Consider the following 14598-nt stretch of genomic DNA (forward strand, 5'->3'; position numbering starts at 1 on the left):
GGGGGAGTTAATTATGTTTAAAAATATAGCACTTATTAATGGCGTGTTACTTGCAATTATGGTGTTCTTTAATGGAATGGTAACTAAGGAAATAGGACCATATATGAGCACTTTGATATTTCATACAATAGGTTTAGTAACTATTGTTCTTATAGCCATTATTAGAAAAAATAAATTTCCTAAATTAAAAGGAATGAAGTTATTATTTTTATTGCCAGGGGTTCTTGGGGTTATAACCATATTTTTAAATAATTTGTGTATCCCGGTGATAGGGGTAACTTTGACAAGTAGCATAAGTTTGTATGGACAACTTGTAATGTCTATTATAGTAGAACACTTTGGACTTTTTGGAATGCCAGTAAATAAATTTAGAAAAGAGAAAATACTTGGGTTTTCAATAATTTCACTTGGAGCTATTGTTATGATTGTTATATAAAGATATTTTATTTAGTCTATAGTTAATATTATTTAAATTAAACCATCGGATGAATAACCATTTAAATTAAAACGTTTTTATAGCGGTACCTTTATTTAAATTTAAAATAGAAAATTTATTATGTAGTGGAGGCTTAAAATGATTTTATATACTCTCTTAGCTTTTTTAATAGGTGTAAATATAGTTGTAAATATGATGATTAACGGAAAGTTATCGCAAAAGGCAGGAATGATTAATGGAGTTTTGATAAATTATTTAATGGCAACCTTATCTTCGGTTATTCTATGTACATTTATGATAAATTCAATTCCTTCATATGAGTTGATACGATCAATTCCGTTACCATATTTTATAGGTGGTTTTATAGGAGTTTTGACAACTTACATTTTTAATGTTTTAGTTCCTAAAGTGCCAGCAATGTATGTTGTTATACTGCGGTTTATAGGGCAAATGTTTGCAAGTGCTATAATTGATTATATATATTTAGATGTGTTTTCTAAAGGAAAAGTAATAGGTGCTATATTATTTCTTATAGGACTAGTTTTAAATGCGAGAGCTGATAATAAAATAAAAAAACAACTAGCTGACGTTGCTATTACAAATGTTACATAAGGCTAAAGAAACATATGTAATATTTGTTTAATTATATACCGTATTGGAATTAATGTTATAATTATATAGATGAACTACTTCATATTAGAATTTATATTTTATTACGAAGTGGTACATCCATAGCATAAAGAAAAACTACAATAAAATTAAAGACAAGATATGATTTACCGCAGTAAATCATATCTTTAAGGGGGATTAATATGAAATACGAAGTTATAATATTTGATGCAGATGAAACTCTTTTTGATTTTAGAAAGTCTGAAAGAGAAGCTTTTAAAAACTCTATGATTGAATTTGATATTAAATATGATGAAAACCATCATTTGAAAATATATAGTGAAATAAATACAGCTATATGGAAAGAGTTTGAAGAGGGGCTTATTACACAAGAAAAATTAAAAGTAGAAAGATTCAAGAGATTAGCAAATAAATTAGAAGTTGCTTTCGACGAAGTTGAATTTGCTAAGGCGTATATGAAGCACCTAGCCAATGCATCTTTCTTATTTGAGGATAGTGAGGCGCTTGTAGAGAGTTTGTATAAGGATTATAAATTAACCATAGTAACAAATGGTTTAACCGATGTTCAGAATGGAAGAATAAAAAAATCTACTATAGCAAAATATTTTCAAGATGTGGTGATTTCAGAAGAAGTTAAGGTAGCTAAGCCAGATCCAAGGATATTTGAGCTAGCCTTAAGTAATCTAAAACACACTGATAAGAGTAAGGTTCTTATGGTTGGAGATAGTTTAAGCTCTGATATAAAGGGTGGAGTAAATGCTGGAATTGACACCTGTTGGTACAATCCGAGTAAAACTCCAAATACAACATCTATAAAGCCAACCTATGAGATAAGTAGCCTTAATGAACTAAAGGATATAATTAATGTTAGATAAAAGAAACATATATTTTTAAGTTTGTTTTAAGGTGTTAAAGATTGTATTGCAAGTTTTAACATATTAAGTATTCAATCATAAAATTATATAGAAATATAAAATATTTTTTTAAAAAGGTAAAGATAACGAGAAATTTACAATAATTCTCGCTATCTTTATTTTTTTGTAATAATTATTACCTAACTATAAATATATTATACAGAAGCTGAATTACTATATGTTGGAAGTTTTGATCTGTATACTTATTTGGGCACTTTGTATACAGGGAGCTAGTAGTGCAACCGGCCAATTTTAAAAAATTGGTCGGTTTTATTTTTTTAAAAACTATTAAAAGGAGTGAAGAAATGAAAAAAAGAAAATTACCGACCATTGTACTGATGCTTGTATTCTTTATAGTACAAATTTTCTCTCAAGCCTTACAAACAAAAGTGGTTAAGGCAGAGGAGATTGCAGACTTTCCATTTATAACTGGGGTAAGTGTAACTGACTTAAAGGACCAACCACTAAAGGATGGCATTGATAAAAGTTCTGAGGTACGTGTAAAGTATACTTTTGCAATTCCAAATACCGGAGATGTTAAGGCAGGGGACACTTATAAAATGAAGATGCCTAAACAAATTGCTATTCAATACGCTTTTGCTTTAGATATTAAGGATAGTAAAAATGGTACTTTGGGCAAAGTAACTTTTAACACAAATGGAGACATAATTATAACTTTTTCAGATTATGCTAGTACTCATTCAAATGTAAGCGGTTATTTTTATGTGGATACTGTATTTGACAAAAGTAATATAGGTAATACTAATCCTCAAAAAATAGTGTTTGATCTTGGGGGGAATTCCAATCCTGTAACAATTAGCATTAACTTTGAACAGCCATCAATTCCAGCAACCTCTATTGAAAAAAGCGGTAGCTATGATCCAAGTACAAATCAGATTATGTGGACAGTTAAAGTTAATAAAGAAAAAGTTACGGTTAAAAATGGCCAGGTTATAGATAACATTCCTATAGGTCAGGAATATGTGGAGAATTCAGCAACCATAGACAATGGCGGCGATACAAGTAAATTCAGCTATCGACCAGCAGAACCAGGTGACACTGCAAAGACAGGAACCTTAAAGTACACTTTTCCAGAAACAATAAATGATGTGTACAAAATAACCTTTAAAACAAAGGTAACAGATCCGAAAGCTTTTGAAAAGGAAGGGGATAGTACTAAGGAGTATAACACTGTTACTCTTAATCATGATGGTACTACAATTTCTAACACAGCTTCAGTGACAGTTACTACAAATTATATTGATAAGAGCGGAAAGTACGTAGAGATGACTAGTGAAAGCGGCAGTATTGCTGGTAGAATTGACTGGACCATAAAAGTCAACAATAACGCTCAGGTTCTGACAAATGCAAAAATTAATGATAAGATTCCTGAAGGCTTGACCTTAACCGCAGGCAGCTTTAAGGTTAATGGAAGTGTAACAACAGGCTATACCTACAATAACAATACTTTAGAATATACTTTCCAGGGAATCATAGATAAACCTCAGACAATAACTTTCTCAACAGATGTAACTGATCCTAATGTTTATAATTCTAATGCAGGTAAAACCTATACTAATACAGTTACCTTAAGTGGTGAAGGGGTTAATGGAACACCATCATCAACTAGTAATGGAGTAGGCGTGCCATCAAATGTTATTAGAAAAACTGGAGTATCCTATGATCCTTCGGCTCATTATATTACTTGGAAGATCATAGTTAATAACAACAAGATAAACATTGATAATGCTGTGGTTACAGATAATATTCCAGTAGGACAAAAGTATGTTGAAGATTCGGCAACTATCGATCAAGGTGCTGATATAAAAGGCTTCGAATATGTACCAGTTTCAACTGGTGATACTTCTAAGACAGGAACCTTAACTTATAAGTTTTCTGGCACCATTAACAAAACCTACACTATAACCTTTAAAACTGAGATTATGGATAATAATGTTTTTGGTGTTAATAAGACTAGTACAGAGTATAATACAGCAGTATTAACAGGAAGTAATATACCACAATCATCTTCAACAGGTAGTATAAATGTTACAAGTGAAGTTATTAATAAATCAAATATAGGTTATGATTACACTACAAGAGAACTAACTTGGAAGGTTGTAATTAATAAAAATGCTATGCCTATAAAGAATGCGGTAGTAACTGACAACATTCCTCTAGGACAGGAATATGTTGAAAATTCTGCAACCATTGATAGTGATGGAGATGTAAGCAAGTTCTCTTATGTAAAAGCAGCAAGTGAGGACAAAGAGAAAACTGGAATCTTAACTTATACTTTCTCTGATACTATAAATAAAACTTATACTATAACCTTTAAGACAAAGATCACTGATCTAACTGTTTTTAAGGAAAATGGAGATAAGACCCTAAAGAATAAAGCAAGTTTGACAGGAGATGTAATTCCTCCAGGAGTAAGTAGTGAAGGTACTAAGACTATTGGAAATACAGTGATAGCAAAGTCTGCTGATTATAAACAAGGAAATAATTATATAGACTGGAATGTAGTCGTTAATTCTAATGCAATACCTCTAGACAATGCAACTATTGAAGATAACTTACAGGAGGGATTAGCTCTTGATACAATTTCGGTAACCTTGTATAAGGAAATTTTGAACCCAAACGGTACTTTAACAAAAGGCGATTTAGTACAGCTTAATGAAAAAAGTGTTAAGTATGATATGACAACAAGGAAATTCACCTTCACTTTCCCGGAAGCTCTAAATGGACCTTATCTACTAAGTTTTAGGACTAATGTTACAGATAAGAGTAAATCTCCATTTAAAAATTCTGCTTCCTTTAAGGGAAGTAAAACAGAAGAGGATTCTACTTCTGGTAATGTAAATGTGGTTTACCAAGGAGGTGGCAGTGGTGGTACTGGTGAAACAGGAAGTATCACTGTAGTAAAGGTAGATAGCAAGGATAACACAAAAAAATTGCAAGGTGCAACCTTCAATCTTATAGACAGGTATAAAAATGTTATAAACACTGGAACCACCAATATTGACGGGAATCTAAAGTTTGACGGAATAAGATACGATATTCCTTACTATGTTCAAGAAGTAACTCCTCCAACTGGATATAATTTAACCAAACCAGATGGAGTTGAAGAGGGGCTATATAGTTTTACCATTGACAGCAGTAGCGAAGTAAAGAATATAAGTTATACATGGAAAGATGAAAAAATCACTGGCGGTATTCGTATTACTAAAACTGATATATCTACTTCAGAACCATTATCAGGAGCAACTATATCTATATATAAAAATGATGGTACCTTCGTTAATAGTAAGGGAACTGAAATGGGTATGGTGGAATTTTATAATTTGGAGTACGGCGATTACTATTTCCTAGAAACTGATGCACCTGAAGGCTATGTTCTAAATACTGATAAACATCCATTCAGTATTAGAGAAGATGGAGTTATCATAAGAGACAGTTTAACTAATACAAAGATAACTGGAGGTATTCAGATTTCTAAAACTGATATATCTACTTCAGATGCAATACCAGGAGCTACAATCTCAGTGTATACTGAAAATGATGAACTGGTAGATAGTAAAGTTACCAATTCTGATGGAATAGTATTATTTGACAACCTAATATATGGAAAATACTACTTTACTGAAACAAATGCTCCAGAAGGATATCAGTTAAATACTGAAAAGCACCAATTTGAAATTAAAGATAATGGTACTATATTAACAGATAAACTTACAAACACAAAGATAGTTGGTGGAATAAAAATATCAAAGACTGATATATCAACTTCAGCTCCAATTCCTAAAGCTACCATTTCAATATACAATATAGATAATATATTGGTGGCTAGTAAGGAGACAGCAGTTGATGGCACTGTTTTATTTGATAACTTAACTTATGGAGATTATTATTTCTTAGAAACAAATGCTCCAGAAGGATATTTGTTGAACACCGAAAAGCATCCTTTTAGCATTAGAGATAATGGAGTTATTTTAAAGGATACTTTAACAAATACAAAAATTACTGGAGGAATAAAGATTTCTAAAATTGATATATCAACCTCATTACCAGTACCAGGAGCAACTGTTTCAATTTATACTAGCGATAATAAGCTTGTTATAAGTAAGGTTACAGGTATTGAAGGTACTGTGCAGTTTGATAGTCTGCCTTATGGAAACTATTATTTCTTGGAGACAAAAGCGCCAATTGGATATACTTTAAACACTGAAAAGCATACATTTAGCATTAAGGACAATGGTGTTATCTTAAAAGACACCTTTACAAATACTAAGATTTATGGAGGAATAAAAATTTCTAAGACTGATGTATCAACTTCAGCACCTGTACCAGGAGCAACAATATCCTTGTATAGCAGTGATGATAAGCTTATTACTAGTAAGGTTACTTCAGCAGATGGTTCAGTAGAATTTGATAAATTAGTTTATGGAAGTTATTATTTCCTAGAAACAAAGGCTCCAGAAGGGTATTTGTTAAACTCTGAAAAACATTCATTTAGTATTAAAGAGGATGGAGTAATTTTAAAGGATGCTTTAACAAATACAAAAATCACCGGAGGTATAATTATAACAAAGAGTGATTTTTCAACCTCGGCACCAGTACCAGGAGCAACTATATCTATATATACTGCTGATGGTAAACTTGTAGTTAGCAAGGTAACAGCTGCAGATGGAAAGGCTGAGTTTAATAAACTAGACTATGGTAACTATTATTTCTTAGAAACAAAGGCTCCAGAAGGATATCTACTAAATACTGAAAAACATCCATTTAGTATTAAAGAGGATGGAGTGATATTGAAGGATAGCTTAACTAATACAATGATAACAGGTACAATACAGATTAAGAAAATTGATGAAGCAGGTAACTCTTTACCAGGTGCAGAACTAACTTTATTTGACCTAAATGGAAGTATAGTTAAAAAAGCAGTAACTGATTCCAAAGGTATTGCTAGTTTTACTGATATTAATTATGGAGAATATAAGGTTAAAGAAACAAAAGCACCTGAAGGATATAATCTTTCTGATAAAGTTGTAAGTGCTAAGGTAGATGGAAATGAGAATGGAAAGATTTATGAGGCTGAGGCTATCGTTGATACAAAGATAAAAGCTGATATCACAATAAAGAAAGTAGATGAAAGTAATAATCCTCTTTCAGGAGCTGAATTTACTTTATACGATTCAGAAGGAAAAGCTATTAGTAGTGCTGTATCAGGTAGTGATGGTACTTTGATATTTAAAGACGTAGTCTATGGAAATTACACTATAAAAGAGACAAAAGCTCCTAAGGGCTATAGCTTAAATGATAAAGTACTAGAGGTTCAGGTTAAATCTTCAGATGCACAGAGTTTTATGTTTAATAATATAAAGATTGTAGCTGTTATACCTCAGACTGGAAGCGTTATTGATAGTTCGATTTTATTGATATTAGGTATGTTGGCATTGCTTTCAGGATCTGTATTCATATTAAGAAGAAGATTATATAAAAATGATAATGCTTCTTAGAAGGAGAAAGGTCAATTAAATAATGTAAGAGAGAAAAGTAATTTTTTCAATATTTTAATTTTTTAAAAAATTTCTATTTAATAAAACCATAAAATCATACTATTATTATCTTGGAGCATCTCTTTCAGAGGTGCTCTTATTTTTTTCATAATTGTTAAATGAAAACTTTTGTAACAAGCTAAGATATAAAATAAGCTTGTATATTATGGCAAAATTTGTGATATAATTAGTAATCATGGATAGAACTGGGGGAGTTAAGATTGGCAAAAAATAATTCAAATAAAGAACCTTTAAAGCCAAAAAGCATGCTTAGAATTTTATTTCCGGAAATTCAAGTTGCAGATTACATAAAAGAAAACGGTATTATAAATAAGGAAATGTTTAAGAAAAGCCAAAAGGCAGCAAGCAAAGCTGTTACAAATGCAACAAGTACTGTAGGAAAAAAAGCTGCTAAAACAGTTTCAAATGCTGTAAAATCCACTGAGCAAGTGGTTAATCATGTTGAAAAGTCAGTAGGGTCAAGCAAGAATGTAGTTAAAGAGATGGCTAAGAGCACAGTGGATACTGTAAATAGCGTATCTAAAAATATTAATAATGAAGCAAATACAATATCAACCAATAGTAATAGCGCTATTTCATCAACTGAAAGTGTAAGCGATATAGATACAAAGATAGAAAAACCTATAGATCAGCTTGAAAAAGCTTTTGATACAATTGAGAGCGAACTATCAAAGTATGTATTAGGCCAAAAGGAATACTTAAGAAAGTTATGTATTGCTTTTAAAAGACCTTTTGTATATGGAGATACGGATGGTGTTAAGAATGCTATTTTTGTCACTGGACCTAAGGGATCGGGCAGACATCTTTCAATAAAAGCTATAACAAGATTTTTAAAAGAAGAAAAGGTTTTAAAGAAATCTGGAGTTTTCACATTAGATTTAGCTAATTATAAGTTGGAAAAAGATGCAGATAACTTATTTTTGTCCGACTTATATACTGCACTCTATGGACAAGAGCCTGTAGTTGTTTTTGATAATTATGATAAATGCCATTCTAATGTTTTGGATCTTATCTCTAAATTAGTTATAGATGAAAAGCTTGAACTTAATAGAAGATTTATGGATCAATCTGATTCCATGGTAGATGTAACTGGTAAAGGAACACTTAATCTAAATACTACAGATGAAATTCAAGCTAATGGTAAATACCTAGTCTTCATCACTGAGAAGAGTGAAGATAAGATTAGAACAATGTTTTCAAGCAAGTTTATGCAAAAGGTCTATGACATAATAAGTACAACAGCACTTACTGAGGAAAATCTTTCTAAAATAGCGAAGGCTGATTTAGATGAATGTATAACGAAAATATATAATAATCTTAGTGTTGGTATTACTTTTAAGGAAAGCAAAATATTAGATTATATAATAAATAATATAAACAGAGCTGAAGGAGCTCATGCATTAAGTACTTTTATAGAAGAAAATATATATGCACCTATCGTTGAACTTCAGCTTACAGAGAAGATTGTAAAGAATAAGGGATATACCTTAGAGGTGTCTAATGATGAATTGGTTATAGCTCATGGATCAGAAAAGATCCAGTTGGCATCAGTTATACAGAAAGCTGATACAGAAGGAATAGAAGAATTAAATAAAGAACTTGATGATATCATCGGTTTAGATAGTGTAAAGACATTTATAAAGACTTTACAAGATAATATAAAAGTACAAAATCTTAGAAAAAGTCAAGGAGCTAGTGAAGCAAAAATATCTCTTCATATGATATTTACAGGTAATCCTGGTACAGGAAAAACAACCATGGCTAGAATTATGGCTAGGTACCTAAAGGCATTGGGATACTTAAGCAGTGGTCATTTAGTAGAAGTTTCAAGAAATGATTTAGTAGGACAGTATGTAGGTGAAACTGCTCAAAAGACTATGGCTAAGGTAAACTCTGCTATGGGAGGAATACTATTTATCGATGAGGCCTACTCTTTAGCAAGAGATAATAATGATGTTTTTGGTATAGAAGCAGTGGACAGTCTTGTTAAAGCTGTAGAAGATAATAGAGATAATCTTGTTGTTATCCTTGCAGGTTATACAAAAGAAATGGAAGATTTCTTAAAGACTAACAGTGGACTTAAATCAAGATTTAATCATAATGTTGAGTTTCCAGATTATACTCCAAAGGAACTTTTGCAAATTTCTAAAGTGCTTGCAAAATCCAATGGATATAAACTAGAGGATATCTTAGATGAGCAGCTTATAACTTTATATGAAGGAAAACAGATAAAGGGTAAAAATGATAGTGGAAATGGAAGACTTGCTAGAAATATAATAGAGCAGGCTATCGCAAATCAGTCCAAGAGACTTGCAGCAATTGATGAAAAAGATATAAGTAAGGATGATATGAACACTCTTACTGTAAGTGATTTTGGATTTGATAAGAAGGTTGATTTTGATTTAGAAGCAGAACTTTCAAAGGTAATAGGACTAAACGAAGTTAAGAATTTTATAAGAGATTTAGAAAAGCAGCTTATTGCTAAGGAAAAGAGAAAGAAGCTTGGAATAAATGTAGAGTCTTCACAATCTTTAAATATGATATTCACTGGAAATCCTGGAACAGGAAAGACTACAGTAGCAAGACTTATTGCTGATTTAATGAAGAAGATGGGTATATTAAAATCAGGTCAAGTTATAGAAACTGATAGAAGTGGACTTGTAGGTCAATACTCAGGCGAATCCACTAAAAAAGCTACTGAAATATTTAAATCAGCTTTAGGTGGAGTTCTATTTATAGATGAAGCTTATGCAATTATGTCTTCAGAAAATGATCCTTTAGGTAAGGAAGCTGTAGATGTACTTGTAAAACTTGTAGAGGATTTTAGAGAAGATATCATAGTAATACTTGCAGGATATGATAAGGAAATGGGAGAGTTTTTAGATACAAACTCAGGACTTAAATCTAGATTCCCACTTAAGATAAATTTCTCAGACTATAGCCTAGACGAGCTTTTACTAATAGGTAAATCTATGATAAAAGGAAAAGGTTTTGTCCTTGCAGGTAATGCTGAAGATGAACTTAGAACTTCTATAGATGAAGAAAAGAGAAAAGGTGGAGCACAATCTGGTAACGGAAGAATGGTTAGGAATATAGTTGAAAAAGCTATAAGAGCCCAATCCTCAAGAATTGCAGATTTAGAAGACTTCGATGAAAAAGCAGTGGTGCTGTTGACAGAAGAAGATTTTGGAGTTAGTACAGCTCAAAATGAAAGCTTTGATTTAGAAGCTAAACTAAAGGATGTAATTGGACTTGATGAGGTTAAGGACTTTGTACGAAGTCTTCAGGCTCAGCTTAGAATAAAGAAACAAAGAAAAGCTTTAGGGCTTCCATCTGATGATTCACAAACTCTTCACATGATATTTAAAGGGAACCCTGGTACTGGTAAGACTACTATGGCTAGAATCATAGGTGAAGTTTTATATAGTCTTGGAGTTTTAAAAGATAAAAAGTTTGTGGAAACAGATAGAAGTGGCTTAGTAGCTGGATATGTAGGTCAAACTGCTATAAAGACTAAGGAAAAGATAGATGCTGCTTTAGGTGGTATATTATTTATAGATGAAGCTTATGCTTTAGCACAGGATGCAGGAAGCAATAGTGGATTTGGTAAAGAAGCCATTGATACCTTGGTCAAAGGTATGGATGATAACAGAGAAAATCTCTTAGTTATACTTGCAGGCTACAGCGAAGATATGGACAACTTCCTAGAGGTAAATCCAGGACTTAAATCAAGATTTGCTAATATAATAGAGTTCAAAGATTACTCAGTAAAAGATCTTTTAGATATTGCAGACATTGTATTTAGAAATAAGGGATATGTACTTACTGAAGCTGCAAGAAATAAGATGAAGACAATATTTGAGGATGCTTCAAAGATTTCTGCTTTTGGTAATGGAAGATATGTAAGAAACTTATTTGAAAAAGCAGTTAGAAATCAAGCAGTAAGACTTGAAAATATAGAAAACTTAACTAAAGAACATCTTGTGACTATAGAAGAAGTCGATGTTTCTGCAGTGAGTTTATAGGAGGGTGATAATATGGGAACAATCTATAAACTTATAAGTAATTTAGTGGCAATTGCCTTTGGTGTAATCTTTATACCTATAGTTTTATTTTTACTTGTTTTTACTCCTGTTATGGCCATATCTAGTGCAATAAAGATAATTAGTTCTGGATATTCAGTAACAATTGAGTATATTAATATAATGATTTCTGTCGTAGTTTTAACCTATATATCACTTAGATTTAAAAATTTAAGAAGAATATACTTTGCATTTCCGTCTTTGTTTGAGACAATTAAATATCTAATAATAGCTAACTTGTTTATAGCAATTGGAACTGACGTTTTAAATTGGAGTCATATTACCTTGGATCCAGGAAGACAAAAGCTTGGGATAGCTGTATTTGCATTAGCATTGGTACTTTGGAGAGTATTTGTTTCTATTTATTACTCTAAGAAGCCGATTATAAACTTCATGCCAAAGCCAGAAGAAAGAATGCAAAACTATAGCACAAAAGCTTAGTTAGTAGGAGGAGATATTATGAAGCAATTTAAAGAAGATAATTTAAATAAAGAAGCTGATGTATTTGATACTAATAAAGCATCAAATAAAGTTCGTAAAGATAATGATGATGAGTTAATTAGTCCACGATATAACAATGAAGAATCATTAAATGAAGATACAATAAAGGAAGATATTATACCTGAAAACGAAGAATATGAAGCTGATGCAAATGAACAACCTGTGAGTGACGAACCATCAAGTGAAGAGACACAATATAAAAGAATTGAAGAAAAAGAAAAGAAAAATGATTATATAACCCCAGCAATGAAAACTTTCAGAATGGTAGTTGGAATGCTAGCAATAGCAGCTATAGTTTACACTGGCTTCTTTGGAAGAGCAGGTGCTGCAAATTATAAATCCAATCTTATATCTGGTAAGCTTGATGGTATCAACGCTGGAGAGATGTTAAGTAAAAATACTGTGAAACTAGATGCAAAAGACTTTACCGTAGATACAGGGAAAAGCTATGGAAAGATTGAACTCTCCATATGGAACTTTGTTGATAAAGAAGATGGAGATTATGTTCAAGTTTTTGTAGATGGATCACCTAATGGGGAAGCTTTCTCGATAAGACACAAACCTGTTAAAGTTTCAGTGCCAGATAAGGCTGTAATTCAAGTAAGAGGAATTAGAGATGGAAGTAATAACGGAATAACCTATGGAGTAACCTTTAGTAAAACAGGAGAGACTTACCTTAATACAGTACCTTTAAATGCTGCAAACACTTATACTATAAAGAGTGCAGAATAACACTGAAAATATAAATAAACCATTGAGTACTACTTAGTTGTTTATATTTGTTTGATTTTTATAAAAAACAATAGAAAATATATATACTTAAAAACCATGCATAAAGAGGTAAATAAGCCTAGATATGTATGGTTTTTATGAGATAAAAGGATGTAATTAAGTAAGTTGAAAGGTGAAAATAAGATGGCGGATATAATTAATATAGCTATAGTTGATGATGAAAAAGTCCAAGTTGAGCTCCTGCAGAAATATGTTCAGAATTGGGCGGAAGAGAGAAAATTAAGAATATCAATTGAACCATTTTTTAATGCTGAAGGCTTTGAGTTCGTTTGGAGTATGGATAAAAAATATCAAATACTTTTACTAGATATTCAAATGTCAGGTCAAAGTGGCATTGAGCTAGCAAGAAAAATACGTACAGAAGATGAATCAATAAACATCATTTTTATCACAGCTGTAGCTGAGTACATTGGAGCAGGGTATGATGTAGCTGCAATAAATTATTTAATAAAGCCTATAAAAGAAGAAAAGCTTCACCAATGTCTTGATAAAGCTATTTCTAAACTCCCAAAGTGCGGAAAAACTATTTTAATTAATACAAATGGAGAAATTCACAGGGTGTTAGAAGATCATATAGTTTATGTTGAAGCTTTTGCTCATAGTATAGATGTAAATACTATAAATGGTAAGTTTACAACAAGAAAAAATATTAGTGCTATACAAAATGAGCTAGATGAGAGTAGTTTTATAAGGTGCCATAGGTCTTACCTAGTTGGAGTGAAGTACATAAAAAGAATTGGGTCAAGTGAATTAGAGCTAGACAATGGTGAGATGATCCCTATAAGCCGAAGACAATATGCAAGTACCAATATAGCTTTTATTAACTATTTTAGAGGTGGCATTAATGAGTAGTTTTAGAGTGCTTATGATTATTTTTTTTATTTTGTTTTTCATATTAGTTCTGATAATGTGCCTTAGATATACATTTTATAAGTTTGTAGATAATTATATTGCAAACTACCAAAATGATCTAATAACAAAACACTATAATGAAATCGAAAATATCTACAAGCAAATGAGAGGCTGGAGGCATGATTACCACAATCATATACAAACTATGAAAGCTCATCTTGTTTTAGAAAAATACTCAGAAATGGAGAAATATCTAAATGATTTGGACAAAGATCTGGTCAATGTAGATACTATTTTAAAAACAGGTAATGTAATGGTAGATGCGATTTTAAACTCTAAATTATCGTTGGCAGTAAGTTATGAAATAAATATAAATGCCAAGGCGGCAGTTCCTAAAAAACTTAAAATTTCTGACATAGATTTAAGTGTTATAATTGGAAACTTAATGGACAATGCCATGGAAGCTGCACTTAAGATTAATAGGATAGAAGAAAGATTTATAAGAGTTTACATAAGAGAAATGAAGCAGCAATTATATATATCAATAACAAATTCAGTAGAGGGAGAAACTGGAAGGTCTGGCTTGGTTTATTTAAGTACAAAAATTGGATCAAATCATGGTTTTGGATTAAAAAGAGTTGACAGCATCGTAGCTAAATATAATGGTTTTATAAATAGACAAAGTGAAGAAGGGGTATTTGCAACCGAAATAATTTTACCACTTTAGTGCCATTGGTGTTTTTAATTTAACCATTGGTGCTTTTTTTATGTAAGAATAAAAACCTATTTATATAATGGGATTGAGGTGATAA

General features: G+C 31.4%; 9 protein-coding genes and 1 riboswitch. All 9 genes read left to right on the forward strand.

Features of this window, described 5'->3' with window-relative positions:
• The first annotated feature begins 13 nt into the window (after positions 1-13).
• A complete protein-coding gene (locus JHL18_RS22255) occupies positions 14-436 on the forward strand; it encodes a DMT family transporter (protein WP_200273342.1) in 423 nt (140 codons plus the stop codon).
• A gap of 138 nt (positions 437-574) precedes the next feature.
• Positions 575-1048 (forward strand): DMT family transporter, encoded by a 474-nt coding sequence (locus JHL18_RS22260; RefSeq protein ID WP_200273344.1) that lies wholly within the window; start codon positions 575-577, stop codon positions 1046-1048.
• A gap of 200 nt (positions 1049-1248) precedes the next feature.
• Positions 1249-1941, forward strand: a complete 693-nt coding sequence (locus JHL18_RS22265; RefSeq protein WP_200273346.1) for a YjjG family noncanonical pyrimidine nucleotidase — start codon at positions 1249-1251, stop codon at positions 1939-1941.
• A 213-nt stretch (positions 1942-2154) separates the two neighbouring features.
• Positions 2155-2237, forward strand: a riboswitch (cyclic di-GMP riboswitch).
• A 48-nt stretch (positions 2238-2285) separates the two neighbouring features.
• The gene (locus JHL18_RS22270) at positions 2286-7499 is read left to right on the forward strand and encodes a SpaA isopeptide-forming pilin-related protein (protein WP_200273348.1); all 5214 of its coding nucleotides are present in this window, start codon (positions 2286-2288) and stop codon (positions 7497-7499) included.
• A 260-nt stretch (positions 7500-7759) separates the two neighbouring features.
• Positions 7760-11584, forward strand: a complete 3825-nt coding sequence (locus tag JHL18_RS22275; RefSeq protein WP_200273350.1) for an AAA family ATPase — start codon at positions 7760-7762, stop codon at positions 11582-11584.
• Between the two features lie 12 nt (positions 11585-11596).
• Positions 11597-12082, forward strand: coding sequence for a hypothetical protein (locus JHL18_RS22280; RefSeq protein ID WP_200273352.1), 486 nt, complete (start codon positions 11597-11599; stop codon positions 12080-12082).
• An 18-nt stretch (positions 12083-12100) separates the two neighbouring features.
• Complete coding sequence (locus JHL18_RS22285; RefSeq protein ID WP_200273354.1) at positions 12101-12874, forward strand: hypothetical protein; 774 nt, start codon at positions 12101-12103, stop codon at positions 12872-12874.
• A 183-nt stretch (positions 12875-13057) separates the two neighbouring features.
• Positions 13058-13786 (forward strand): LytR/AlgR family response regulator transcription factor, encoded by a 729-nt coding sequence (locus tag JHL18_RS22290; protein WP_200273356.1) that lies wholly within the window; start codon positions 13058-13060, stop codon positions 13784-13786.
• A complete protein-coding gene (locus JHL18_RS22295) occupies positions 13779-14513 on the forward strand; it encodes a sensor histidine kinase (protein WP_243278113.1) in 735 nt (244 codons plus the stop codon). The genes JHL18_RS22290 and JHL18_RS22295 overlap by 8 nt, the downstream gene beginning before the upstream one ends.
• The last annotated feature ends 85 nt before the right edge of the window (positions 14514-14598 follow it).

The organism is Clostridium yunnanense (assembly GCF_016595795.1).
Taxonomy (GTDB): domain Bacteria; phylum Bacillota; class Clostridia; order Clostridiales; family Clostridiaceae; genus Clostridium_AR; species Clostridium_AR yunnanense.